At 68.0% G+C, this 24,714-nt stretch carries 27 protein-coding genes and 1 riboswitch; of the genes, 13 read left to right on the top strand and 14 right to left on the bottom strand.

The genetic code is table 11. The features are described 5' to 3' along the window. The first annotated feature begins 189 nt into the window (after positions 1-189). The 4 genes from CQ039_RS15410 to CQ039_RS16675 all read left to right on the top strand — a co-directional run bounded on the left by CQ039_RS15410 (position 190) and on the right by CQ039_RS16675 (position 4,711). The gene (locus tag CQ039_RS15410; protein WP_105564649.1) at positions 190-1,884 is read left to right on the top strand and encodes an alkaline phosphatase family protein; all 1,695 of its coding nucleotides are present in this window, start codon (positions 190-192) and stop codon (positions 1,882-1,884) included. A gap of 135 nt (positions 1,885-2,019) precedes the next feature. After that, the gene (gene pyk / locus CQ039_RS15405) at positions 2,020-3,474 is read left to right on the top strand and encodes a pyruvate kinase (RefSeq protein ID WP_105564631.1); all 1,455 of its coding nucleotides are present in this window, start codon (positions 2,020-2,022) and stop codon (positions 3,472-3,474) included. Positions 3,475-3,483: 9 nt separating this feature from the next. After that, positions 3,484-4,524, top strand: coding sequence for a DNA adenine methylase (locus CQ039_RS15400; protein ID WP_105564630.1), 1,041 nt, complete (start codon positions 3,484-3,486; stop codon positions 4,522-4,524). Positions 4,525-4,561: 37 nt separating this feature from the next. Next, complete coding sequence (locus CQ039_RS16675) at positions 4,562-4,711, top strand: hypothetical protein (protein WP_158256022.1); 150 nt, start codon at positions 4,562-4,564, stop codon at positions 4,709-4,711. On the opposite strand, the gene CQ039_RS15395 is transcribed toward CQ039_RS16675, so the two are convergent. The 9 genes from CQ039_RS15395 to CQ039_RS15360 form a co-directional block, all read right to left on the bottom strand. Continuing rightward, positions 4,708-5,307, bottom strand: coding sequence for a ribonuclease HII (locus tag CQ039_RS15395; protein ID WP_105564648.1), 600 nt, complete (start codon positions 5,305-5,307; stop codon positions 4,708-4,710). The two genes, CQ039_RS16675 and CQ039_RS15395, sit on opposite strands and share 4 nt — an antisense overlap. Before the next feature lie 676 nt (positions 5,308-5,983). Beyond that, complete coding sequence (locus CQ039_RS15385; protein ID WP_105564628.1) at positions 5,984-6,589, bottom strand: DNA-3-methyladenine glycosylase I; 606 nt, start codon at positions 6,587-6,589, stop codon at positions 5,984-5,986. A gap of 164 nt (positions 6,590-6,753) precedes the next feature. Beyond that, the gene (locus CQ039_RS15380; RefSeq protein ID WP_105564627.1) at positions 6,754-7,737 is read right to left on the bottom strand and encodes a TraB/GumN family protein; all 984 of its coding nucleotides are present in this window, start codon (positions 7,735-7,737) and stop codon (positions 6,754-6,756) included. 75 nt (positions 7,738-7,812) lie between these two features. Beyond that, positions 7,813-7,959 carry a hypothetical protein gene (locus tag CQ039_RS16670; protein ID WP_158256021.1) on the bottom strand — a complete coding sequence of 49 codons (147 nt, stop codon included), beginning with the start codon at positions 7,957-7,959 and terminating at the stop codon, positions 7,813-7,815. Between the two features lie 29 nt (positions 7,960-7,988). Next, the gene (locus tag CQ039_RS16665) at positions 7,989-8,153 is read right to left on the bottom strand and encodes a hypothetical protein (RefSeq protein WP_158256020.1); all 165 of its coding nucleotides are present in this window, start codon (positions 8,151-8,153) and stop codon (positions 7,989-7,991) included. Between the two features lie 65 nt (positions 8,154-8,218). Then, the gene (locus CQ039_RS15375; RefSeq protein ID WP_105564626.1) at positions 8,219-8,416 is read right to left on the bottom strand and encodes a helix-turn-helix transcriptional regulator; all 198 of its coding nucleotides are present in this window, start codon (positions 8,414-8,416) and stop codon (positions 8,219-8,221) included. Next, positions 8,413-8,862: a hypothetical protein gene (locus tag CQ039_RS15370; protein WP_105564625.1), complete on the bottom strand. Its 450-nt coding sequence runs from the start codon at positions 8,860-8,862 to the stop codon at positions 8,413-8,415. Before CQ039_RS15370 ends, CQ039_RS15375 begins: the two co-directional genes overlap by 4 nt. 102 nt (positions 8,863-8,964) lie before the next feature. Then, positions 8,965-9,756, bottom strand: a complete 792-nt coding sequence (locus tag CQ039_RS15365) for a folate-binding protein YgfZ (RefSeq protein ID WP_105564624.1) — start codon at positions 9,754-9,756, stop codon at positions 8,965-8,967. A 199-nt stretch (positions 9,757-9,955) separates the two neighbouring features. After that, positions 9,956-10,501, bottom strand: a complete 546-nt coding sequence (locus CQ039_RS15360) for a hypothetical protein (RefSeq protein ID WP_105564623.1) — start codon at positions 10,499-10,501, stop codon at positions 9,956-9,958. Positions 10,502-10,632: 131 nt separating this feature from the next. Between CQ039_RS15360 and pelA the strand changes: the two genes are divergently transcribed. From pelA to CQ039_RS15340, 4 genes are all read left to right on the top strand, one after another. Continuing rightward, complete coding sequence (gene pelA, locus CQ039_RS15355) at positions 10,633-11,934, top strand: pectate lyase (protein WP_105564622.1); 1,302 nt, start codon at positions 10,633-10,635, stop codon at positions 11,932-11,934. Between the two features lie 90 nt (positions 11,935-12,024). After that, complete coding sequence (locus tag CQ039_RS15350) at positions 12,025-12,981, top strand: glycosyltransferase family 9 protein (protein ID WP_105564621.1); 957 nt, start codon at positions 12,025-12,027, stop codon at positions 12,979-12,981. Between the two features lie 58 nt (positions 12,982-13,039). Next, complete coding sequence (locus CQ039_RS15345) at positions 13,040-14,377, top strand: dihydroorotase (RefSeq protein WP_105564620.1); 1,338 nt, start codon at positions 13,040-13,042, stop codon at positions 14,375-14,377. Then, complete coding sequence (locus CQ039_RS15340; RefSeq protein ID WP_105564619.1) at positions 14,374-15,108, top strand: prephenate dehydrogenase/arogenate dehydrogenase family protein; 735 nt, start codon at positions 14,374-14,376, stop codon at positions 15,106-15,108. The genes CQ039_RS15345 and CQ039_RS15340 overlap by 4 nt, the downstream gene beginning before the upstream one ends. Positions 15,109-15,111: 3 nt before the next feature. Here the strand turns inward: CQ039_RS15340 and CQ039_RS15335 are convergent, their stop codons facing one another. The 3 genes from CQ039_RS15335 to CQ039_RS15325 are packed head-to-tail and all read right to left on the bottom strand — an operon-like array spanning position 15,112 to position 17,019. After that, positions 15,112-16,032, bottom strand: a complete 921-nt coding sequence (locus CQ039_RS15335; RefSeq protein ID WP_105564618.1) for an alpha/beta hydrolase — start codon at positions 16,030-16,032, stop codon at positions 15,112-15,114. A gap of 31 nt (positions 16,033-16,063) precedes the next feature. Then, the gene (locus tag CQ039_RS15330) at positions 16,064-16,738 is read right to left on the bottom strand and encodes an SdpI family protein (RefSeq protein ID WP_105564617.1); all 675 of its coding nucleotides are present in this window, start codon (positions 16,736-16,738) and stop codon (positions 16,064-16,066) included. After that, positions 16,735-17,019: a metalloregulator ArsR/SmtB family transcription factor gene (locus CQ039_RS15325; RefSeq protein ID WP_199183672.1), complete on the bottom strand. Its 285-nt coding sequence runs from the start codon at positions 17,017-17,019 to the stop codon at positions 16,735-16,737. Before CQ039_RS15325 ends, CQ039_RS15330 begins: the two co-directional genes overlap by 4 nt. A gap of 118 nt (positions 17,020-17,137) precedes the next feature. On the opposite strand from CQ039_RS15325, the gene CQ039_RS15320 reads away from it, so the two are divergent. From CQ039_RS15320 to CQ039_RS15305, 4 genes are all read left to right on the top strand, one after another. Then, entirely contained in the window at positions 17,138-17,896 is a 759-nt protein-coding gene (locus CQ039_RS15320; RefSeq protein ID WP_105564615.1) for a 3-oxoacyl-ACP reductase, read from the top strand. A gap of 87 nt (positions 17,897-17,983) precedes the next feature. Beyond that, positions 17,984-19,018, top strand: a complete 1,035-nt coding sequence (gene dusA / locus CQ039_RS15315; RefSeq protein WP_105564614.1) for a tRNA dihydrouridine(20/20a) synthase DusA — start codon at positions 17,984-17,986, stop codon at positions 19,016-19,018. Between the two features lie 45 nt (positions 19,019-19,063). After that, positions 19,064-19,888, top strand: coding sequence for a sulfite exporter TauE/SafE family protein (locus CQ039_RS15310; protein ID WP_105564613.1), 825 nt, complete (start codon positions 19,064-19,066; stop codon positions 19,886-19,888). 93 nt (positions 19,889-19,981) lie between these two features. Next, complete coding sequence (locus CQ039_RS15305; protein ID WP_105564612.1) at positions 19,982-21,802, top strand: methyl-accepting chemotaxis protein; 1,821 nt, start codon at positions 19,982-19,984, stop codon at positions 21,800-21,802. Positions 21,803-21,861: 59 nt separating this feature from the next. Here the strand turns inward: CQ039_RS15305 and metB are convergent, their stop codons facing one another. Both metB and CQ039_RS15295 read right to left on the bottom strand, forming a co-directional pair. Then, positions 21,862-23,040 (bottom strand): cystathionine gamma-synthase, encoded by a 1,179-nt coding sequence (gene metB, locus CQ039_RS15300; RefSeq protein WP_105564611.1) that lies wholly within the window; start codon positions 23,038-23,040, stop codon positions 21,862-21,864. Then, on the bottom strand, positions 23,037-24,104 hold the full coding sequence (locus CQ039_RS15295; RefSeq protein ID WP_105564610.1) for a homoserine O-succinyltransferase: 1,068 nt from the start codon (positions 24,102-24,104) through the stop codon (positions 23,037-23,039). Before CQ039_RS15295 ends, metB begins: the two co-directional genes overlap by 4 nt. An 80-nt stretch (positions 24,105-24,184) precedes the next feature. Beyond that, a riboswitch (SAM riboswitch) is annotated at positions 24,185-24,308 on the bottom strand. A gap of 188 nt (positions 24,309-24,496) precedes the next feature. Between CQ039_RS15295 and CQ039_RS16910 the strand changes: the two genes are divergently transcribed. Next, the gene (locus CQ039_RS16910) at positions 24,497-24,619 is read left to right on the top strand and encodes a hypothetical protein (protein ID WP_255413115.1); all 123 of its coding nucleotides are present in this window, start codon (positions 24,497-24,499) and stop codon (positions 24,617-24,619) included. Positions 24,620-24,714: the final 95 nt, after the last annotated feature.

Raw genomic sequence — 24,714 nt, 5'->3', positions numbered from 1 at the left:
GCGACTTTCTTCTTTGGGCTATTCTGGTCATAGGCGCGATCGGCGCCGTGCTGTCGGCCCTGGCCATTTTCGCGGTCTTGGGCCTTAGCCTTTTCAGGGCTCTGCTGGGCTGATCCGGTCCGTTGTCTTGGCGCCGTTACGCTGGGGGGGTAGTCACCCTGCACCCCTGTCGTGTTTTCGGTGTTCAAGATGATTTTCAGCCGCGTTCTGGCCCCGACCCTGGCGCTCGCCCTTCTGGCCGGCGCGGCCCTTCCGGCCATGGCGCAGCAGGCGGCGCAGCCCGCCGCGACGGCGCCGTCGGCCGAGCGCGCGGCCCCGGCTCTGGTGGTGACCCTGGTGATCGACCAGTTCAGCGCCAACCTGTTCAACCAGTATCGCAGCCAGTTCACCGGCGGACTGAAGACCCTGGCCGATCAGGGGCTGGTGTCGATCAACGGCTATCAAACGCATGGCGTCACCGTGACCTGCGCCGGGCATTCCACCGTCCTGACGGGCGTCCATCCGGCGCATAGCGGCATCCCGGCCAATGACTGGATCGACACCACGACCGGTCAGGAGACCTATTGCCTGGCCGCGCCGCAGAACACCCTGGCGCACGGCAAGAACACCGACAACGGCCCGGTCGGCCCCGATCAGTTGAAGGCCTCGACCCTCGGCGACTGGCTGAAGACGGTCAGCCCGACCAGTCGTGTCTTCGGCATTTCGGGCAAGGATCGCGGGGCCATCAACCTGGCGGGCCACAAGGCCGACGGGGCCTTCTGGCTGACGGACGGCTTCGGCTTCACCACCTATGTCGAGCCGGGCCAGTCGGCCGAGGCGAAGCTGGCGCCGGTGGCGGCGCTGAACGCGCGGATGATCGACCGCTTCACGCGCCAGATGCCGACCTGGACCTATACCAACGACGCTTGCCGTCGTCTGGAGGGCCAGTGGGTCATCGGCGGCCAGACCTTCAACTCGACCCTGCCTCCGGCGAATGACACCATCGACGGCTCGCCCCTGCTGGACGAGCTGACCCTGGAAGGCGCCGCCGAACTGCTGGACAATCAGCAACTGGGCCGTCGCGGCGTCACCGACATGCTGGGCGTCAGCCTGTCGGCCACCGACCGCATCGGCCACGGCTATGGCACCCAAGGCCCCGAGATGTGCGAACAGATGCTGCGCCTCGACGCGGCCCTGGGCGTTTTCCTCGACAAGTTGTCGACCATCCCCGGCGGGGTGATCGTGACCCTGACTGCCGACCACGGCGGCTCGGACTTCCCCGAGCGGTCGTCGGTCGAGGGCTATCCGGCGGCGGGCCGCGTGGACCGCGCCCTGATGCCGCGCGTCAATGATGCGCTGAAGGCCCGCTTCAACCTGGACGCCAATCCGCTGGTGTCGTCGGCAGGCGGGCTGATCGTTGTCGATAAGGACAAGAAGTCGCTGGCCGAGCCGCTGCGCAGTCAGGTCCTGGCCGCCGCCGTGGACCTGTTGAACGCCGAGCCTCAAGTCGCTTTGGCCGTGTCGCGCGACGAACTGCTGGCAGAGCCGATGCCCGCATCGGACAACCCCGAGGAACTGAGCCTGCGCCAGCGCCTGCGCCTGTCGGCGGTGGCCGGGCGCTCGCCCGACATCATGCGCTCCTACCAGCCGGGCCTGACCGGATCAGGCCGGATCGGTTCGGCCATCTCCAGCCATGGTTCGCCCTGGGACTATGACCGTCGCGTGCCGATCATCTTCTGGTGGCCGGGCGCCAATGGTCAGGAGCGCTTCTTGCCGATGCGCACCATCGATATCGCCCCGACCCTGGCCCACCTGATCGGCGTCAAGCCGACTGACGAGGTGGACGGCCGTTGCATGGACCTGCCGCAGTTCGCCACGGGGCGCTGCGAGACGCAGAAGCCGTAAAGTCGTGTTTCAGGGCTCATAAACTCGTGTTTCGGGCCGGGGGCGTGGTCTTACGTCCCCGGCTTTTCGTTGGCACAAGGGATCAAGGCCTCTGAGGGGAGGCTATGGCCGTCAGAGCCGCCTTGAGGAAACACCATGAACAGAGCCCGCCGCGCACGCATCGTTGCGACCCTTGGACCCGCGAGCCGTTCGCCCGCGACCGTCAAGGCGCTGGCCCAGGCCGGGGTGGACGTCTTCCGCCTGAATTTCAGCCACGGTTCGCACGAAGACCACGCCGCCAACTTCAAGGCCGTGCGCGGCGCCGAGATGGCGCTGAAGCGCCCGTTGGGCATCCTGGCTGACTTGCAGGGGCCCAAGCTGCGGCTGGGCCGGTTCGCTGATGTCGAGATCGCGATCAAGCCGGGCCACAAGATGCGCTTTGATCTGAACCCGGAACTCGGCGACGAGACGCGGGTGCAGATGCCGCATCCCGAAATCTTCAAGGCCCTGCGCACCGGCATGCTGCTGCTGATCGACGACGGGCGCATCCGCCTGCGGGTCGGCGAGCGCACCGACGAATGGGCCGACGTGACGGTCGAGAGCGGCTCCAAGCTGTCGGACCGCAAGGGCGTGGCCGTGCCGGAAGCTGTCATTCCGGTGTCGGCCCTGACCCCCAAGGACCGCGAGGACCTGGCGTTCGCCCTGCGTCTCGGCGTCGACTGGGTGGCCCTCAGCTTCGTGCAGCAGGCCGAGGACATGGCCGAGCTGAAGCGGATCGTGAACGGCCGCGCCGCCTGCATGGCCAAGATCGAAAAGCCCCAGGCCCTGAACGACCTGGAGAGCATCCTCGACTACTGCGACGGCGTCATGGTCGCGCGCGGCGATCTGGGCGTCGAGATGGACCCCGAAGAAGTGCCGGTGGCGCAGAAGAAGATCCTGCGCGCGGCCCGCCAACGCGGCGTCCCCGCCATCGTGGCGACCCAGATGCTGGAGTCGATGACCAGTTCGCCGGCCCCGACGCGGGCCGAGGCCTCCGACGTGGCCAACGCCGTCTATGAGGGCGCGGACGCCCTGATGCTGTCGGCGGAGACCGCCTCGGGCGACTATCCGATGGAGGCTGTCGCCATCATGAACCGCATCATGGAGCGGGTGGAGCGCGACCCCCTGTGGCCCGGCCTGATGGACGCCGAACACGCCGGCATGGACATCCACGACGTCGACGCCCTGGTGGCGGCGGCGCGCAAGGCGGCGGAGGCGGCCTCGACCGCCTGTATGGTGGTGTTCACGACCCTGGGCGGCACGGCGCGGCGGATGTCGCGCGAGCGGCCCCTGCAGCCGGTGCTGGCCCTGACGCCCAAGCCGGAGACAGCGCGTCGTCTGGCCCTGGTCTGGGGGCTGGAGCCGCGCCTGGGCGAGCAGCCGACTTCGCTGGAAGGTCTGACCGATGATGCGGTCGAGGCGGCCATGACCTATGGCCTGGCCGAGGCGGGTCAGCGCATCCTGATCCTGGCCGGAACGCCTTTCGGTGCGCCGGGGGCCGCGAATCTGTTGCGTCTGGCCCATGCTCCGGCCCATGCTCCCGGCGGGGCGAAAAACGCTCGCAGGACCTGACGAGACGGAATGATCAAGTACATCGGCTCAAAGCGTGCGCTTCTGGGCCATGTCACGGGTGCAGTTCGCGCCGCCCTGCCGGACGGCGGGACGGTCTGCGACCTGTTTTCCGGCTCGGCCCGCGTCGGCCATGCGCTGAAGGGGCAGGGGTTCCGCGTCTGGTCCAATGATCACAACGCCTATGCCCACACGCTGGCGACGGCCTATGTCCAGGCTGACCGGGAGCGTTGGGAGACGCAGGCCCAGGTCATTCTGACCGAACTTCGGACGGTCACGCCCGAGGCCGGCTGGTTCACCAAGGCCTTCTGCGAGGACGCCCGCTTCTTCCACCCCGACAACGGCGCCCGCATCGACGCCATGCGCACGCGGATCGAGGCCATGGGGCTGGAGCCGGAGCTGAAGGCCGTGGTTCTGGTCGCCCTGATGGAGGCGGCGGACCGGGTGGATTCCACCGCCGGCCTGCAGATGGCCTATATGAAGCAGTGGGCGCCGCGCGCGCTGAAGCCGTTGGAGCTGCGGTTGCCGGACCTGCTGCCGGGCGTGGCGGCGGGGCCGTGCAAGGCGACGCAGGGCGACGCGGTGGTGATCGCCGATCAGGTCGAGGCGGACCTCGTCTATCTGGACCCGCCCTATAACCAGCACTCCTATCTGGCCAACTACCACTGCTGGGAAAGCCTGATCCTGTGGGACAAGCCCGAGACCTATGGCGTCGCCAACAAGCGGGTGGACGTGCGCACCCGCAAGAGCCCGTTCAACAGCCGCCCCGGCATCGGGCCGGCCCTGCAATCGGTGGTCGAGCGGCTGAAGACGCCCAACCTGATCGTCAGCTTCAATGACGAGGGCTATCTGAGCCGCGACGACCTGACGGCCATGCTGTCGGCGCGCGGTCATGTGCAGGTGGTCGAGATCCCGCGCCCGCGTTACGTCGGCGCCCGCATCGGCATCCATAACCGCAAGGGCGAGAAGGTCGGCGCCGTCGGGCGGCTGCGCAACGTCGAGCACCTGTTCGTTGTGACCCAGGAGCCACTCTCCCTGCCGGTCGCCGCCTGACGGGGAACCATCGCGAGGCGATGCGGTTACAGGCAGCATGAGTGCCTCGACCGACCGTTCGTCTGTTACGCCTTCCGAGCCGCGTCGTCGGTCGTCTAGCGGATTACCCAACTGGCTGTTCTTTGTTCTGGTCGCGGCGGTGGTCGTGATCCTGGGCCTGTTGGTCGCGGGCGCGACGGGCGGCTAGGCGGTTTCCAGCAAGGCCTTGATCGGCGCCCAGCTGCGGCGGTGCGCGGGGCAGGGGCCGAGGGTGTTCAACGCAGTCTGGTGGATGGGGGCGTTATAGCCCTTGTGGCTGGCGAAGCCGTAGCCCGGATAGACGGCGTCCATTTCGATCATCAGCCGATCCCGCGCCGTCTTGGCCAGGATGGAGGCGGCGGCGATGGACAGGGAGCGGCTGTCGCCCTTGACCACGGGCGTCACCGCGCAGGGCAGCTTGAAGCGATAGTTGCCGTCCACCAGGGCGTGAACCGGCGGATGGGCCAGGGCCTCGACCGCGCGGCGCATGGCCAGGCCGGTGGCGTGCAGGATGTTCAGCTCGTCGATCTCCTCGACCGAGGCGAAGCCGACGCCCCAGGCCAGGGCGCGGGCCTTGATCTCGGGTTCAAGCAAGGCGCGGCGCTTTTCCGTCAGGGCCTTGGAGTCGTCGATGCCGGGCGGCAGGTCGTCAGGGTTGAGGATCACCGCCGCCGCCGACACCGGCCCGGCCCAGGGCCCGCGTCCCGCCTCGTCCACGCCGCAGACGTGACCGTTCCAGACCGCGCGGGCCTCCAGCTCCGGCATCAGGGTGGGGAAGGGGCGGTCGATTTTAAGGGCGGCTTTGGGCGGCTTCATCGCGCGTCAGTGCCATGAACGGGCGCGGGGCGGAAGCGGTCGTACAGAATGTCAGCTAGGGGGGGGATTGCGGACATCTTCGCAATCAGGTGTCTCGGATGCGCGTTGAAGCAACCCGCCCGTTCTCCCATTGAATCTCAAGAATCCAGACGTCCATGAAACTCGGGCACAGGTGATAGTGGTCTGGCGGATCGCCATGCGTTTCCGGCTCGCCTAGCAAAGCAATCACCTCTGCGCGACTTCTGCCCTCAAGCCCGACGCGCTCGCGGAGGTCGTCCACCATCTCGCAACGGTCATCACCAAGCCCAGCTCCCCATTGCTTGGCGTCAAATCGACGAGGATTTTTTGCGTAGTCGGTTCCGCCAATACATCCAGAAACTGCCAGTAGAGCTGTAGCTGCGAACGTGAGCAATTGAACTCGCATCAAGTCAGATTAGCCCTCAATCAAATGTCCGCAACGGGTCGGAAGTCGACTGCCTAACCTTTTCGCCGTCACCCCGGACGGCCCGAAGGGGCGATCCGGGGCCCAGACGTTCGACTGAATGGCATGGGCGGCGCAGTTGCAACCGTCTGGGTTCCGGGTTCGCTGCGCGCCCCGGAATGACGGTGAAGGGGCCGGGGGCTGTTAACCGCCCGATCCGCCCGCCTCACCCACTTCCCCATGCCTGAAACACGTCGTCTGATGGTCGTTGACCATGCCGACGGCCTGCATGAAGGCATAGACGATCACCGGGCCGCAGAATTTGAAGCCGCGGGCCTTCAGGGCCTTGGCCATGGCGACGCTTTGCGGCGTCTGGGTCGGGGCCTCGCGGAAGTGGCTCCACTGGTTCACCAGTGGCTGGCCGTCGACGAAGGACCAGAGCCAGGCCGAGAAGTCCTCGCCGTTGTCGCGCATGTCCAGCCAGATCCGGGCGCCGTTGATGGCGGCCTCGATCTTGGCGCGTGAGCGGATGATGCGCGGGTCGGCCAGCAGGCGCTCGCGGTCGGCCTCGTCGTAGCGGGCGACGATCTCGGGATCGAAGCCGTGGAAGGCGTCGCGCATCCCCTCGCGCTTTCTCAGGATGGTGATCCAGGCCAGCCCGGCCTGAAACCCGTCCAGCACCAGCTTCTCCCACAGGGCGCGGGGGTCGTACTCGGGCACGCCCCATTCGGTGTCGTGGTAGGCGATGTAGAGCGGGTCGGTCACGCCGCACCAGCCGCAGCGGCCTTCAGCTTTCTCGGATTCGGTCATGGGGCGATGTTGCGGGAATGTTCTGGGAGGGCAAGTGAACAATCATCTCCGTCATCCCCCGGTCTCGCTCCGCTCGCCGGAGGATGACGGAAGGAGGGAGGGGGCTGCCGGACAGCGAAAAGGCCCGGCGTTTCCACCGGGCCTCTCGCATTACGGGGTGAGGCCTACAGCCGTTCGACCGTGTAGCCGCGCGCTTTCAGCATATCCACGACGCTGTCCTGATCGGCCAGGTGGGCGACGCCGACGGCGACGAAGGCCGAGCCGGAACCCTGCATCATCGTCTCGATCTGAGCGGCCCAGTCGGTGTTGCGCTCGATCAGGGCGGCGCGGTGGACGTCCGGGTGGACGGCGCGGGTGTCAAGGCGGTTCAGGCGGCCGACCTCGGCGGCGTCGCCCTTGAGCCAGGCGGCCACGGTCTGATCCAGCTTGGGCACGATCTGGTCGCCGTGACGGACATAGTTGTTGAGGTAGGCGATCTGGGCCTCTTCGCTCATGCCGGCGATCAGGCGCAGCTGCCGGTCGGCGGTTTCAAAGCCGTGAATGGTTTTGCCCTCGGCGCGAGCCCGGTCCATCAGGGTCTTGTCGACCCCGGCGTCGGGGCGATAGCCGGCCTGCATCGGCGCGGTTCCGGCGACGACGAAGGCGGCCAGCCAGGGGCGATAGGCGTCCAGGGCGGCGCCGTTGGCGCCGACGCCCTGGGCGGCCTTGTCGAAGGCGGCGAAGTCCTCGGCCGAGAGGATCGACGACAGGGGGCGGTCGGGGGTGACGCCGTGCTGCTGGGCCACCTTGGCGGCCACGCTGGGGTCGTCCTGATCGGCCACCTCGACCCAGAACTGGTCGGCGCTGGCGAAGGCGGCGTCGACCTTGTCCGAGCCCCAGGCGGTGCCGGGGCGCAGGTAGTGGATGGTGCCGAACAGATAGATGGTGGAGTCCGCGTCCTTGACCACCCACAGCGGCGGGCCGGCGCCCTCGGCGCGGGGAATGGGGGCGGCGGCGACAGCGGCGGCCGGAGCGGCGGCGGCCTGTTCGGCGTGGGCGGCGCCGGGGAAGGCGGCCAGAACAGCGCTGGCGGCCAGGGCGGCGCAGGCGCCGAAGGCCATACGCGAGACATGGTTGGCCGTACGGCCCATGCGGTTGGCGAGGGTCATGGAGATCGTCCTTGGATTGTGTGGGGTGTTTGGGCGCCGATCAGGTCGGCGGCGGTCAGCCGTGAGGCTGGAAGGTCAGTGCGTGGTCGAGACGGCGGCGGCGGGCTGGCTGTAGCCGAAGGTCGGGACGCCCTGGACGGCGGTGGCGATCAGCAGGGCGCCGCAGACCCCGAGGGCGAAGCCCGAGATGCGTTCGACGATGGCGGAGTAGAGATTGAACATGGGTCTGATCCTGAAAATGAGCTGAGGGCTTAGCGGGCGGCGATGGAGGCGGCGGGGGCGTCGGCCCAGGCGGCGGCCTGGCTGGGGCTGGGAAGGGTCATGACGGCGAGGCTGATCAGCAGGGCCCCGCAGACGCCCAGGGCGAGGTCGGAGACGTGTTTGGCCGCTTGGCCCATGCGGTTGGCGCAGGTCATTGGATAGTCCTTTGAATGTCGGTGTGTTTTTGAAGATTGGCGGGCACGGAGCCTCGCCGAGATCACTAAACGAAGATGGCTTCGATCGGTCGGCCGAAGAGGCGGGCGATGCGGAAGGCCAGGGGCAGGGAGGGGTCGTAGCGGCCCTTTTCCAGCGCCTGGACGGTTTGACGGGAGACGCCGAGTCGTTCGGCGAGGTCGGCCTGGGTCCAGTTGCGCTCGGCGCGGAAGACCTTGAGGCGGTTCACGAAATCACTGGTCATCGGCGCGCCATCCACCAGCCGCACCAGGCGATGGTGTAGCCGAGGACCTGGGCCACCAAGACGCCGACCACGCCGACGGCGACCATGGCCGCGTCGGAGTGCGGCGCCTGGGCGGGCAGCAGGTCTGCCCCGTTGGCGGCGGCGATGACGACGGCGCCGCCGCCGACGAGGCCCAGGTTGCCGCCCCACCACCAGGCCCACTTGTGGGCTTCCTTGGCGGCTTCATCCAGGCCGCGCCACCAGTAGAGGGTGTGCAGGGCCAGGAAGACGGCCAGACCGGCGGCAAGGACGACCTCGCCGATCGACGGCGCCTGGCCCCAGGCGGCGGGCCTGAAGGGGGTGGCGGCGGTGACGCTGACGCCGACCACGGTGAGGGCGCACAGGCCGACCGTCAGATCGTCCATCTTCTTCTGGTTGGCGGCGGCGGTCTTGGTGGCGGTGTTCATGACAAGCTCCCCTGTCGTTGTGACAAGTGAACTTTACCAACACAGCGTTCTGCGTCAAGCGACTTTTACATCATGACAAGCAGATTTTCCGTTTCTCAGAAATTAGCCTTGAAAATCAGGGATCCAGCCGGGCTTTTTGACGGTGATCGGGCGGCCATCGACGCTCAGATCGCCCTCCAGACGGTCCAGACGCATCAGGGCGATGGCGCGGCCATTCGTTCCGGTCATGACCTCGCCGGCGCGTAAGTCCCCGTTCAGCACCTCGGCGCCGCGTTCGGGGGCGGGGCCGTCGAAGGCGATGGCCATCATGCGGTTCTTGATCGTGCCTCGCCGCTTCATACGCGAGGTCGTCTCCTGACCGATGAAGCAGCCCTTGTGGAAGTCGATGCCGTTCAGCAGGTCGAAGTCCGCCTCGATGGGATAGGTCTTGTCGGTCAGCGTATCCGCCGTGGGATCGGGCACGCCCAGGGCCAGCCGGTGGGCCTGCCAGTCGGCCTCGGTCGCGTCGGTCTCGCACTGGTCGCCCCAGCGGCGGCCGCCGAGTTCGGGCAGGCGGGGATCGGGGACGAAGCCCTCGGGCGTCTCGCCCCAGGCGACGAAGACGGCGTCGGGGATGGGCATGACCTCGACGTTGGAGCGCAGCCGATACATCGACAACCGCTGGACCAGGGCGTCGCGACGCTCGGTCGCCACGTCCAGAACCACGCCGTTCTCCTTGCCCCACAGGAAGAGGTCGAACAGCAGCCGACCGGGCGGGGACAAGAGAGCGCTAAAGCGCAGGGCGCCGGGCTCCAGCGTCTCCACGTCCTGCGTCAGCAGGTTGTGCAGGAAGGGGCGGGCGTCAGGGCCGGTGATGCGGATCAGGGCGCGGCTGTCGAGGCGGGCGATGGACATGCGGCCAAGATAGGGAGGGGCGGCGGCAAGCGACAGTGCTCTTTCCTCCCCATTCCATGGGGAGGGGGACCACGCAGTGGTGGAGGGGGCGGCGGCGCGTTTTGATGTTGCTGCATTTCGCGGCTGACCGTCGCGCCGCCCCCTCCGTCACGTCGCTATCGCGCCGCGCCACCTCCCCATGGAATGGGGAGGAAAGACCTCACATCACCGCGTATCGCGCGGCGACGCCGTCTGGCTGGAAGTCATGCTCGGCTAGCTTGTCCAACGAAGCGAGGACGCGGGCGACGAAGTCCTCGGGATCGCCCTCCTCGACGGCAGGGCGCAGCCAGTCGGTGACGACGGCGCGGGCGGGGTAGGTCCCGACCGGGCCGGGGACGCAAAGCGCCACCTCGATCCCCTCGGCGATCCAGCCGGCGACCGCAGTGAAGAAGTCCATGCCCGTCAGGAAGTCGGAACGGCGCACGACATAGAGGGTTATCTCGCCGCGCTCGACGCCGTCGGGGCGGATGATGACGCCGCTGCGGTCGGGTCGCCACTCGTCCGACAGCTCGACCGCCCGCCACAGGCAGAACCAGACGCGGCAGGTCTGAGGCCTGATTTCGTGCACCGAGCAGCCGGCCCCATCGACGCAATAGCCGCACAGCTCGCCCGTCGGCTTGGCCAACTCGGGCAGGTTCAGCGGGATCACGCGGCAGCACTCGACGCAGCCGCCGCAGGTCCGGTCAGGCAGAAGGGGAAGGCTCATGGGCGGGGTTTAGCGCAAGGCGGGCGGAAATGCGCGGCCGGAACAGCTTGCCATCAAGTGCCATTATGTAGAATGTTATCTGACATAGTGAAATCGACATACAAGTCGAACGCAGTCGGGAAACGCATCCAGTGAGACACGCCTTCACCCTCTCCTTCCTCGCCCTGGCCGTTGCGACGGGGTCTGGTTCCGCCGCCGCCAAGGCCGAGGTCATTCGCGCCAACACCCCTGCGGTCGGCCTGACCATCGACCGGATCGGCGCCCTGCCGGACGCCGAGCGCGGGGCCTGGGCCGACTATCTGGCCCGCTCGCAGGCCCAGCATCTGGCCGACCGCGCCGCCCTGGCCGCCGAACTGCCTGCCGGCGCGACGCCGCCCCCGCCGCCCCTGGCCATTCGCGGCAACAGCTCGCACATGCCGCTGGATCGTCCAGCCCGGTGGTATGCTTCGGCCGAGGCCCGCGCCGTGGCTGACGCCGTGGTCAGCTTCCAGACCCCTGCCGGCGGCTGGAGCAAGAACCAGGATCGCAGCCTGAAGCGTCTGCCGGGCCAGCGTTTCTCCAACGACGCCGAGACCATGGAGCAGAACCCGGCCAATTTCGACGCTCCCGCCGACCGGTTCTGGACCTTCGTCGGCACGCTCGACAACAACTCCACCTGGACCGAGATGCGTTACCTGGCCAAGGTCGCGGCCCAGGCGCCGGGGCGCGAGGGCGACGCCTGGCGCGCCAGCGTCATCAAGGGCGTGCACTATCTGCTGAACGCCCAGTACCCGAACGGCGGCTGGCCGCAGATCTGGCCGCTGGAAGGCGGCTTCCACGACTCCATCACCTTCAATGACAACGCCGTGGCCGAGGCCGCCATGGTGCTGCGCGACGTAGCCAACGGCGCCGAGGGTTTCGGCTTCGTGCCGCCCGAGTTGGAGGTGCGCGCCGCCGCAGCGGTGAAGGAGGCCATCGACGTCACCTTGGCCGCCCAGGTGCGCAAGGACGGTCGCCTTCAGGGTTGGCCGCAGCAGGTCGAGCCGATGCGCCTGGTCCCCACCAGCGCCCGCAACTATGAGCCGCGCTCGATCGCCAGCGGTGAAACCACCGACATCCTCGAGTTCCTGATGGGCGAGCCCAATCCGTCGCCAGAGGTGAAGGCCGCGATCCGTGGCGGCGTGGCCTGGCTGGAATCGGTGCGCGTCTATGACAAGTCGTTCGAGATGACCGACGACGGGCGCAAGCTGATCGACAAACCCGGCGCAGGGCCGATCTGGTCGCGTAACTATGATCTGGTCACCGGCCGTCCGATCTTTGGCGACAAGGACCAGACCATCCACGACGATGTGAACGGCATCTCGATCGGCCGCCGCAACGGCTACTCGTGGTGGATGGCGGCCCCGCAGCGCGCGTTGGACCTTTATGCAACTTGGTCGGCGGCGAATCCCTAAGGTCGAGCCAAACGAGCCGCCATTCCAAACCGGATGGCGGCTCCTGTCGCATCTACTGAATTCCGTAGAGAATCCCTCTAGGGTCGCCCCATGCATGGGCGTTTCCCGATCCTCTATATCGCCGAGGCGGACGCTGAAGAGGCGGTCCTCTCGTCGGGGGCGCTCGCCCATCTGGTTGAGGCCATCCCCCACGCCACCTTCACCGTCGTCGGTTCGCCGGCCAGCGCGCCGCTGTTTGCGGACACTCCAAGGCTGGAGCGGCTGATCATTCTGGACCGCGACGGGCGCTGGGACTGGATCGCCCTGTGGAACCAGGTGCGCGAGACCAACTGGGGCCTGGTGGTCGACATGCGCGGCTCGACCCTGTCGGGCAAGCTGCGACGCCAGAAGCGGGCGGTGAAGGGCAAGACCCTGCCCGACGTCCATCTGGTCGAACAGGCGGCGCGGGTGCTGCAACTGGACGAGATCCCGGCGCCCAAGCTGTTCGTCGGGCGGGATGCGCAGGAAGCCGCCGACGCCCTGATCCCGGTGGGCGAAGGTCCGATCCTGGCCATAGGGCCGGGCGTGGACTGGATCGGCAAGCGCTGGCCTGCCGACCGTTACGCCAAGGTGGCCCTGTCGCTGCTGGGCGAGGATGGACCTCTGGCCGGCGGGCGGCTGATGATCGTCGGCGAGGAGGCGGACCGTGACGCAGCCCATTCCATCCGCTTCGCCGTCAAGCGCGAGCGGGTCATCGAACTGCAAGGTCGGCTGACGCGGTTGCAGACGGTGGCGGCCCTGTCGCGGGCCGACTTCTATATCGGCGGGGACTCGCTGTGGACTCAGTTGGCGGTGGCGGCGGGCGTGCCGGCGGTCGGGGTGTTCGGTCCCTCGGACGAGGTGCTGCGCCGTCCCTGGACCGGGGTGGCGGTTCGCGGCCCGCGCAGCCTGCAGGAGTTCATCGACCTGGACCCGCGCCTGAACCAGCATATCCAGCACATGATGGACCTGCCCTATGAGCGGGTGCTGAAGGCGTCCAAGAAGCTGCTGGCGCAACTGGCCGGTTGAGGGGTTGTCCCCTGGGGCGTCGGGCGCGCATAAGCGCTCGACCTCAGGAGATGCGCCAATGACCCAGACCTATGACCTGATCGTGCGGGGCGGCGAAGTCGCCAACCACGCCGGACGCGGCATGGCCGACGTCGGCGTCATTGATGGCCGCATCGCCTTCATCGGTGATCTGTCTCAGGCCTCGGCGGGCGAAGTGTTCGACGCCACAGGCCTGACTGTTCTGCCGGGCGTCATCGACACCCAGGTCCACTTCCGCGAGCCGGGTCTGGAATGGAAGGAAGACCTTGAGACGGGCAGCCGCGCGGCGGCCCTGGGCGGCGTCGTCGCCGTGTTCGAGATGCCGAACACCAATCCCAACACCACCGACCCTGAGACCATGGCCGACAAGCTGGTGCGGGCCAACAACCGGATGTGGACCGACCACGCCTTCTATGTCGGCGGCACGCATGAGAACGCCGACCATCTTGCCGATCTGGAGCGCCTGCCGGGTTGCTGCGGGGTCAAGGTCTTCATGGGCGCCTCGACCGGCGACCTGCTGATCGCCGACGATGAGGGTGTGCGCAAGGTTCTGTCGAACGTGCGCCGTCGCGCCACCTTCCATTCCGAGGACGAATACCGACTGGTCGAGCGCCGCAGCCTGGCCCGCACCGGCGACTGGACCAGCCACCCTGAGGTGCGCGACGCCGAGAGCGCCATCATGTCCACCCGCCGTTTGGTCGGGCTGGCCAAGGAAACCGGCGCCCGCATCCACGTCCTGCACGTCACGACGCGCGACGAGATGGAGTTCCTGCGCTTCCACAAGGACGTCGCCACGGTCGAGATCACGCCCCAGCACCTGACGCTGGTGGCGCCGGAAGCCTATCAGCGCCTCGGCGCCTACGCCCAGATGAACCCGCCGATCCGCTCGCAGGAGCACGTCGACGCCTTGTGGCTGTGGGGCATGCAGCAGGGGGTGGCCGACGTCCTGGGCTCGGACCACGCGCCGCACACCAAGGAGGAAAAGTCCAAGCCCTATCCGGCTTCGCCGTCGGGGATGCCGGGGGTGCAGACCCTGGTGCCGCTGATGCTGACCCATGTGGCGAACGGCCGCCTATCGCTGGAACGCTTCATCGACCTGACCTCGGGCGGGGCGCAGCGGGTGTTCGGCACGGCCAACAAGGGGCGGATGGCTGTCAGCTATGACGCCGATCTCACTATCGTGGATTTGAAGGCCAAGAAGACCATCACCCATGACCAGCAGGCCAGCCGCTGCGGCTGGACGCCCTTCGACGGCTTCGAGACAACGGGCTGGCCGGTCGCCACCATCGTGCGCGGCCGGGTGGTGATGAAGGACGGCGAACTGATCGGTCAGGCCCACGGCCAGCCGGTGCGGTTCCAGGAGACGCTGGCGGGGTGAGCAGTTCGCGGCCCCGGCTTGGCCTGATCGGCTTCGGCGCCTTCGGGCGCCTGACGGCGCAACATCTGTCGCCCTGGTTCGACATCCTCGCCCATGATCCGGCGGCGAGCGACGGCGAGGGGCTGGCGCGGCTGACGCCGCTGGAAGACGCCGCAGCCTGTCCGGTGGTGGTGCTGGCCGTGCCAGTCGGCGTGCTGGCGGACACGGTGGCGGCCATCGCGCCCCATGTGACGCCGGGCGCCCTGATTCTCGATGTTGGCTCGGTGAAGGTGAAGCCGGCCAAGGTGATGCTGGAGGGGCTGCCCGAGGGCGTGGCCATCGTCGGCACCCATCCGCTGTTCGGACCGCAGAGCGGCAAGGACGGCATCGCGGGCTTGCGCATCGCCGTCTGTCCGGTGCGCGGCGACAAGGCGGCCTGGCGCGTGGCGGCGTTTTGCCGGAAGGCGCTGGCGCTCAAGGTCTTCGTCGTGACGCCCGAGGATCACGACCGCGAGGCGGCCACCGTGCAGGGCCTGACCCATCTGATCGCCAAGGTGCTGATGAACATGGAGCCGCTGCCGACGCGCATGACCACCACCAGCTTCGAGCGCGTCATGCAGGGCGTGGACATGGTTCGCCACGACAGCGCGGCGGTGTTCCGCGCCATCGAGCACGACAATCCCTACGCCGCCGAGGTCCGCCGCCGCTTCTTCGACCTGGCCGAACAGGCGCGGGCGGAACTGGACGGGTAGGGCTCAGCGCGGCTTGAGGATGAAGTCGGCCACGGCAGGCGTGACCTCGGCGCCGAGCGGGATCGAGGCGTCGCCATAGGTGGCCGCGTTGCCCGCCGGGTCGAGCGGGGCCTGACGCAGGACGTGGTTCAAGCCCTCGAAGACCACCCGTTCAGCCTTGGGCTGGGCGGCCAGAAGGGTCTCGCTGTTCTCAGGCGCTACCTGAATATCGGTCGAGCCGTGGCCCAGCAGAACCGGGCGATCATAAGCGGCGATCAGCGCCTGGGGGTCCACCACGAAGTAGGAGATCAGATAGGGCTGGATCGAGGGGCGGAACAGCGCGGCCAGATAGGGCGGCGTGTCCGAGACGGTTCGACCGGCCTCCAACTCGCTCATGATGTGATCGACTTCAGGTTTGACGGCGGGCGGTAGCTTGGGCTCGATCTGGCGACGTAGTTCGACATTGGCGCGGACGCCGACCGGCGACAGCAGGACCAGGCCGCAGACGCCTGGATTATCGGCCGCCGCCGCCTGGGCGATCAGGGCGCCTTCTGAGTGCCCTACCAGCCATACGCAGGGCGCGCCGGTCTTCTCGGCGGTCAGGGCCGCCCAGGCCTTGGCGTCGTCGATGTAGGTGTCGAAGGTCAGGCTGGCTTCGTCGGTCGCGGCCGCTGTGCTGGCGGCGATGCCGCGCTTGTCGTAGCGGACCGTGGCGATCCCGCGCTCGGCCAGGCCTTCGGCCAGTTGGCGATAGACGCCGCCCGTCACGCCGATCGGGCTGTTGCCATCGCGGTCGGTCGGGCCGGAACCGGCGATGATGACGGCGGCGGCGCGGGGCTGGCCTTCAGGCGTCAGCAAGGTTCCGTGCAGGGGAGCGGGCGTCGAGGTCAGCGCGACCGGCGTGGAAACCGGCGAGAGCAGCAGGGCGGCGGCGAGGGTCAGCATGGTCGTCTCCGTCTTGTGGGGCGAGATGAAATCAGAAGGGCTGGCGTTCGGGGTCGGTGCGCCAGACGCGCCAGCTTTCGTACCCCGACCAGACGGCGGCGATCAGGACGCCGACGATCAGTGCGATCATCCCGGCGGGCTGAACGACGAAGGGGCTGGCGATCAGGCCGATCGCGCCCAACCAGAACAGCAACCGCCCGGCCAGCCGGTTGGAACGGTCCCACGCCAACCGCGACTTGTAGGCCCAGGGCGTCTTGACCCCGATGAAGGGGTTGGGGCTGACTCGGCCCAAGACGGCACCGGTGATCAGGAAGATGAAGCCAAGGAAGGCCATGGCGACGCCGGGATGGCTGACCCCAGACGCGGCGGCGGGGCCGAGGCTGGCCCAGGCGATGAAGGCGCAAACCGCGCCCATGATCAGGACCGATAGCCATTGCCCGCGTTGAAGGCCCTTGCGGCGGACCGGGTCCGCGACGGAGGCGGCCTGTCGTCCGGTCATCCAGGCGACCAGCAGGTTCAGCAAGGCCAGTCCCGCCAGGACAGCCGCGAGTTCGTAGCGGCTGCCATAGCGATCAGCCTGTCCTGAAGCGTCAAAGTGCACCGGGATCGGCGTCTCGGGGCCATAGATCGCGATCCAGGCCGCGCCTGTGAGGATCAGCAGCGAGACGATGGCGGCGGCCGTATCGGCCAGGGTGGTGGTTTTCATCGGGGCTCGTCCTCGTCCGCTTTGCCTGTTCCGCTCAGGTCCATCAGGAAGGCCAGGGCCTCCTCGACCGCCGAGATTTCCAGCCGGTAGCGGATCGACTGGCCTTCCCGTTCGGTGCTGACCAGTTCGGCCTCCTTCAACGCGTTGAGGTGGCCGGTGACGGTCGGCCAACTCATGTCGAAGGCGGCGGCGATGTCGCCGGAGGACAGGGGGCCAGTCCGCAGCATGGCGATGATGCGTCGCCGCACCGGATGGGACAGGGCTTTGAACAGGCTGTTCATAGGAAGAAGGCTAATTAGGAATGTCGCTAAATGCAACCCGTGTTCGTCGAGGCGCGACTGGCCTTCGAGAGGAGCGCGGCCTATGGCTCGGCTTGGTTCATCAGCGTGAGGCAGGCCCATGGAAATCCGCGATCAGATCGTTCTCATCACCGGCGGCGCGCGCGGCGTGGGCGCGGCGGCGGCGCGGGCCTTCGCCGGGCAGGGCGCACGGGTCGTGATCAACTGGCGCAATAGCGGAGAACAAGCCGAGGCTCTGGCCACTCAGCTGGGCGAGCGCGTCATCGCCATTCAGGCTGATGTGACGGACCGCGCGGCGGTTGAGGCCATGGTGGCTCAGGCCGAGGCCCATTTCGGCGCGCCGATCAGCACCGTGGTCAACAACGCCCTGGACTATAGCTTCAACGGCGACGCGCGGGCGCAGATGGCGGATATTCCGTGGGAAGACATGGAGCGGCAGTTCTCGACCGTGATCCGGGGCGCGCTGAACGTCATCCAGGCCACGGCGCCGGGCATGAGCGCGCAGAAGTTCGGCCGGGTGGTCAATATCGGCACCAACCTGTTCCAGAATCCGGTCGTGCCCTATCACGACTACACCGCCGCCAAGGCGGCTCTGCTCAGCCTGACGCGGACGGCGGCGGGCGACCTAGGCCCGGCGGGGATCACGGTCAACATGGTGTCGGGCGGTCTGCTGCGGACCACGGACGCCAGTGCGGCGACGCCGGATGCTGTGTTCGACCTGATCGCCGGCATGACCCCGCTGCGCTCGGTGACGACGCCGCAGGAGTTCGCTGACGCGGTGCTGTTCTTCGCCTCGCCGTGGAGCCGGGCGGTGACCGGTCAGAACCTGGTGGTCGATGGCGGTCTGGTGCGCGACTAGGCGGCTTGGCCGCACGCCGGTCGCGTTTTCGGCGTGATGCCTCTATAGGACGCGGCCATCGTCCGAACCCCTGCGCCCCCTGAGGTCATGACGCCACATCCGCCGCATAGACTGTCTGTCGCCCCCATGATGGACTGGACCGACCGCAACTGCCGGGCGTTTCATCGCGCCCTGAGCAGCCGGGCCTTGCTCTATACCGAGATGGTCACGGCCCCGGCAGTGATCCACGGCGACCGCGAGCGGCTGCTGGGCTTCGACGCAGTCGAGCATCCGGTCGCCCTGCAACTGGGCGGGTCGGACCCGGCGCAGTTGGCCGAGGCGGCGCGGATCGGCGAGGCCTATGGCTATGACGAGATCAATCTGAACGTCGGCTGCCCCTCCGATAGGGTGCAGTCGGGCAGGTTCGGCGCCTGCCTGATGCGCGAGCCGGAACTGGTGGCCGACTGCATGGCGGCGATCAAGGAAGCCGTCAGCGTCCCGGCCACGGTCAAATGCCGCATCGGGGTGGATGATCAGGACCCCTTGGTCAGCCTGTTCGCCACGGTCGACGCCTCGGCGGCGGTGGGGATCACCAGCTTCGTCGTCCATGCGCGCAAGGCCTGGCTGAAGGGCCTGTCGCCCAAGGAAAACCGCGACGTGCCGCCGCTGGACTATGATCTGGTGCGGCGCCTGAAGCGCGAGCGGCCGCATCTGACCATCTGCATCAACGGCGGCATTGGCGATCTGGATCAGGCCGAGGCGCACCTGGATGCGTCCGACGGGGTGCAGTTGGATGGCGTCATGCTGGGCCGCGCCGCCTATCACGAGCCGGCTTTGCTGGGGCAGGTGGACCGGCGGCTGTTCGGCATGGAGGTCGAAGACGTCGATCCCTTCGCCGCCATCGAACGCTATCGCCCTTACATGGCCGGGCGACTGGCCGAGGGCGCGCATCTGGCGAGCATGGCGCGGCACATGCTGGGCCTGATGCACGGTCGGGCCGGGGCGCGGGCCTTCCGCCGCATCCTGACGGTCGAGGGCGTCAAGGCCGGGGCCGGGCTGGAGGTTGTGGACCGCGCGGTCGAGGCCGTGCGCGAAGCCGAGGCGCGGCAGGCGCGATTGGGCGAGAGCGAAGAGGCGGCCTGATCCTTTCGGGGTGACGCTGGCGGGCTGCGCCGCTATGCCCAAGCCATGAGCGCTCTGCCCCTGTCCGAACTGCTGATGATGTTCGCCGCCCTGATCGCGGCGGGCGCGCTGGCGGGCGTGATCGGCGGCCTGTTCGGGGTCGGGGGCGGGACGGTGCTGGTGCCGGCCCTGTTTTACGCCTTTTCGGTGCTGGGCGTGGGAGGCGAGAGCAATCTGCACGTCGCCATCGGCACCTCGCTGCTGACCATCGTCGCCACCTCGCTGCGGTCGCTGGCGACGCATCGGGCGCATGGGGCGGTGGATGAAGCGGTCTTGAAGACCTGGACGCCCTGGGTGGCCTTCGGCGGTCTGGTCGGGGCGGCGATCGCGGGCTTCACCTCTATGGAGGGGCTGGCCATTGTTTACGGCGTCTGCCTGCTGCTGATCGCCATGCAGATGGGGCTGCTGCCCGAGCATGTGACCCTGCGCAAGGACCTGCCGACCGGCTGGGGGCGGCGCGGTTTGGGGACCGGCATCGGCCTGCTGTCGGCCATGATGGGCGTCGGCGGCGGCAGTTTCGGCGGCATGATGATGACCCTGTGCGGACGGCCCATCCATCAGGCGGTGGCGACGGCCAGTGGTTTTGGTCTGGCTATCGGGGCGACGGCGGCCTTAGGGTTTGCGGTGTTCGGTTGGGACGCGCCGGGGCGGCCGCCGCTGTCGCTGGGTTACGTCAATGTGCCGGCGGCGGTGATCATGGGGCTGCTGACGGCCCTGACGGCCCCGTATGGCGCGCGGCTGGCGCACCGGCTGAACCGCAAGGTGCTGAGAAAGGCCTTCGCCGGCTATCTGTTGCTGACCGCCCTGTCGGTGGTGCTGAAGGCGCTCTAGCCGCACTACGTAAATTACCGCTGTCGGATGATAAGGCTTTGGCGAACAGCGGGGCGTTAGGGAGCAGGCCTAGTCCTCCCCCGAGCGTAGAAAATGCTGCAGAACCTGTCCGTTCCCAAGAAGCTGATGCTGTCCTTCGCCGCCGTGATCGCGGCCTGCGGGATGGCGACCCTGGTGGTCCTGTGGGCCGTGACTGTGCTGCAGAAGGCCGACGCCGCCAACGCCGCCTCGGCCGAGATGTTCAAGGCTTCGGACCTGGTGCTGGCCTCGGCGGTCGAGCAGCAGAACGCCATGCGCGCCTTCGTGGCGACGCGGGACGCTGACTTCATTCCCAAATACGAAGAGCCGGGCAAGGTGCTGGTCGCGCGCCTGGCCGATCTGGCTGCGGCTGACGTCAACGCCGCCTATGGACAGGAACAGGCGGCGCTGAAAGGCGCGGTCGACGCTTTCCACCAGAGCGCCGACGGCCTGATCGCCCTGGCGCGCGATCCCGCGACCCAGCCCCAGGCCGTGGCCGGTCTGGAAGCCGGCGCTCGCCTGTCGGACATCCGCGCCGCCATCAGCTCCATTCAGGACAAGGAGACGGTGGTCGCCGCCGCCAACGCCAAGGCCAAGGCCTTTGCCTACAAGGAGGCCTATTGGAGCTTCGCCATCGGCGGAGTCGTGGCCCTGATCATCGCTCTGGGCGCCATCGCCTGGCTGATCGGGGCGCTGAGCCGCCCGGTGGAGGCCATGACGCGGGCCATGGGCCGCCTGGCGGCCGGCGATCTGAACGTCGCCATTCCGGCCATCGCTCGCCGTGACGAGATCGGTCACATGGCCGCCGCCGTCCTGACCTTCAAACAGAACGCCGAGGAGAAGGTGCGCCTGGAAGCCGAGGCCGAGGTGCAGCGCGCCGCCGCCGAACAGGCCCGCATCGCCCAGGCGGAGCGCGACGCCGAGATGGCGCGTCAGCAGGCCCAGGTCGTGGACGGCATCGCCTCGGGCCTTGATCGTCTGTCGAACGGCCAACTGGCCTTCCGCCTGAACACCAGCTTCGCGCCCGAGTATGAAAAACTGCGCGCCGACTTCAACGGGGCGATGGCCAAGCTGCAAAGCACCATGGGCGTCATCGTCGACCGCTCCAGCGCCATCGGCGCCAGCGCCCATGAGATTTCGCAGGCCTCCAACGACCTGTCGCGCCGCACCGAGCAGCAGGCTGCCGCTCTGGAAGAAACCGCCGCCGCGCTGGAACAGATCACCGCCACTGTGGCGCGCTCTGCCGAAAACGCTGTCGAGGCTGGCGGCGTGGTCAAGGCCGCGCGCAGCGAGGCCGTCGAGGGCCAGGCCGTCGTCGGTCGCGCCGTTACCGCCATGGGCGAGATCGAACGCTCGTCCAACGAGATCGGCAACATCATCGGCGTGATCGACGAGATCGCCTTCCAGACCAACCTCCTGGCGCTGAACGCGGGCGTCGAGGCGGCGCGCGCCGGCGACGCCGGTCGCGGTTTCGCTGTCGTGGCCTCTGAAGTCCGGGCCCTGGCCCAGCGTTCGGCGGAAGCGGCCAAGGAGATCAAGACCCTGATCTCGGCCTCCAGCCGTCAGGTCGGCGAGGGCGTGCAACTGGTCGGCGACACCGGCGAGGCGCTGAAGCGCATCGGCGGTCAGATCGAGCGCGTCACCGCCATCACCGGCGAGATCGTCGCCTCGTCGCAGGAACAGTCCAGCGGCCTGCAACAGGTCAATGTCGCCGTGAACCAGATGGACCAGGTTACGCAACAGAATGCGGCCATGGTCGAGGAAGCCACCGCCGCCAGCCATTCGCTGGCGCAGGACGCCCGCGAACTGGACCGGATGATGGGGCAGTTCTCGCTGGAAGACGCGGCGATGGATGCGCGCGGTCAACAGCGGATGCTGGAGCGCGCGGTGGCGTAAGGGCCATATCGCGCGTGAGAATGAGGGCCTCTCCGGCGAACCGGAGAGGCCCTTTTTCGTCAGGCCGCCTGTTGCAGCACCAGGGAGTCCAGCGCCTGGGTCAGGTCGGCCAGGATGTCGTCCTGATGCTCCAGGCCGACCGAAAGGCGGATCAGGCCGTCGGTGATGCCGGCGGTGACGCGGGCGTCGGGCGTCATGGCGGCGTGGGTCATGGTGGCGGGGTGGGCGATCAGGCTTTCGACGCCGCCCAGCGACTCAGCCAGCGTAAAGATGTCGAGGGCCTCGATCAGGTCGCGCACGGCGTCGGTGCCGCCGTTCAGCTCAAAGCTGAGCATGGCGCCCGGTCCCGATTGCTGGCGTGCGGCCAGGGCGTGGCCGGGGTGGGACTTCAGGCCCGGATAGTGGACGGCCTTGACCGCCGGGTGCTGTTCCAGGGCGGCGGCGACCAGACCGGCGGTGGCCTGCTGGCGCTCGATGCGGGTGAACAGGGTCCGCAGGCCGCGCAGGGTCTGATAGGCGTCGAACGGCGAGCCGGTGACGCCCAGACAGTTGGCCCACCAGGCCAGTTCCGCGTGATCCGCCGGGTCCGCCGCGATCACGGCGCCGCCGACCACGTCGGAGTGGCCGTTGATGTATTTGGTGGTGGAGTGGACGACGATGTCGGCGCCCAGTTCCAGTGGCCGTTGCAGGGCGGGCGACAGGAAGGTGTTGTCGGCCACCACCTTGGCCCCCACGGCATGGGCCCGGCGACAGACGTCGGCCACGTCGACGACGCGCAGCAGGGGGTTGGACGGGGTCTCGATCAGCACCAGCTTGGCGCCGTCGGCCAGGGCGGCGTCCAGGGCCTCGCCGTCGTTCTGGTCGATGAAGGCGACGCGGAAGTGGCCCTTCTTGGCTCTCGCGCACAGCAGGCGGTGGGTGCCGCCGTAGCAGTCGTGCGGGGCGATCAGCAGTTCTCCGGGGTTCAGCAGGCTGAGCGGCAGGTCGACCGCCGCCATGCCGGTGGCGGTGATGACGGCGCCGGCGCCGCCTTCCAACTCGGCCAGGGTGTCAGCCAGGACGTCGCGAGTCGGATTGCCCGAGCGCGAATAGTCGTACTTCCGCTTCTGATCGAAGCCGGCGAAGGAATAGTTGGACGACAGATAGAGCGGCGGCATGACCGCGCCGTGGGCCGTGTCCGTATCCACGCCCGAACGGGCGGCGATGGTGCGGGGATCGGCGGGGCGGGCGCGGCTCATTGGTCGATGTCCTTCAGAACGGAAGTCAGGATGTCGGCGACCAGGGCGTCTTCCTTGAGGAAGGCGTCGTGGCCGTAGAGGGAGGGGTGCTGCTCGAAGCGCCAGAGGTTGGGCAGGCGCGCGGCCAGCTCCCTCATGTCGTCGATGGGGCAGAGGCGGTCGGTGGTGAAACCGACCAGGGTGACGGGGGCGGTGATGGCCTCCGGCTCGACGCGGTGCCGGTCGATGGAGTCCGACAGGCTCAGCCAGCGCGAGGGGGTGGTGCGGTCGCGGTAGGCCCGTCCGCGCGCCGTCAGATAGTCGCAGACGGGATAGGCCTGGCCCGCATGGCTGGGGGCCTCGGAGTCGAAGCGCTCGCCGAACTCGTCGGGGGTGCGATAGGTGGTCATGGCCAGTTCGCGCGCCAGACCCACGGCCTGATCGACGCGGCCGGTCTCCAGGCCCAGTTGCAGGATGCGGCGCTGGATGCCGCGCCAGGCGGTGGCCAGGGGGTGAGGGCGGTGGGCGGCGGACACCACCACCAGCTGCTCGGCCCAGTCGGGGAAGAGCTCGCCAAACGCCAGGGCGATCATGCCGCCGTAGGAGCAGCCGATGAAGGCCGCGACCTTGTCCACGCCGAGATGATCCAGCAGCAGGGCCAGCAACCGCGCCTGATCCTGGGTGGTGATGGTCAGGGGGGTCTTGGCGTCCTTGACGCCCTCGCCGAACTCAGGCGCGAAGTCGAAGGCTAGGACGCGGAAGCGAGTCAGGTCGATGGGGGCGCGAACGCCCACGGCGCCCGACCACCAGCCCAGGCCCTTGGTCTCGGTGCGGTGGACGTAGCGGTCGGCCGAGATGCCGCCGGCCACCACGATCAGGGGGGCGCCGGCCTTGCCGTGCAGACGACCGACGATCTGCTTCTGGTTCAGCGTCCCGCCGAAATCGAGTTCGAAGCCATCGGGGATGGGAACGACGACGTCATGGGCCCCGTCGCGCGACAGCAGCTCGGACGGACGGCGTGCGGAACCGGACCGACAGGCGGGCTCTTCGGCGGGGGCGATGGGGTCGATCAGGGCCAGGGTCATGGGTCTCGGTCACTCAGCAAAACGGCTCGCCAAGGAACCCATGCAGTGACAGACCGTGGAGCGTCGCCTCGTCGATGCTCCACCCATCTCTCGTGGTCTTCAGGTCGCCCTGAAAACCCCGCAGGAGTTGGCACCGTTTCGGGCGGAACCCGATGGTTGCCCCGGCGTCAAAGGGCCTAATCCCTCAGCCGGTCTTGATGAGTGACCTTACGTTGCGGTTGCGAAGGGCGCCGGTCAAGCGAAATAATTCACCTCATTTGAGGCTGATTGCGTAATTCGTCGGTGAGATCGCGCTTTTTTGGCGCTTGCGAGAAAAATTTGTTCTTTTCGGGGTTGACGCGGTGCGGGGTCGTGGAACACCTTGAGGCACGATTTTCAACCGGACGCCGCCTGTGCTCGACCTGTTCGCCAGCATGATGATGACCCTGATCGCCGCCGCGGCGACGGGCCTCTTCGCGTCCATGATTACGACCACCGGTACCACCACCATGCCCTTGCGGGCGGGGACCGGATGATGCGCGCCGCCTAGGCGAAAAACGCAAAAACCGAACACCCCGCCCGGACCCCCGGGCGGGTTTTTTTATGGCCCGAACCCACCCCGACATCCGTC

It is taken from the genome of Brevundimonas sp. MYb52, assembly GCF_002979535.1.
GTDB lineage: Bacteria > Pseudomonadota > Alphaproteobacteria > Caulobacterales > Caulobacteraceae > Brevundimonas.
Note: the sequence above shows the minus strand (reverse complement) of the source record. Positions and strands in the feature narration are given on the sequence as shown.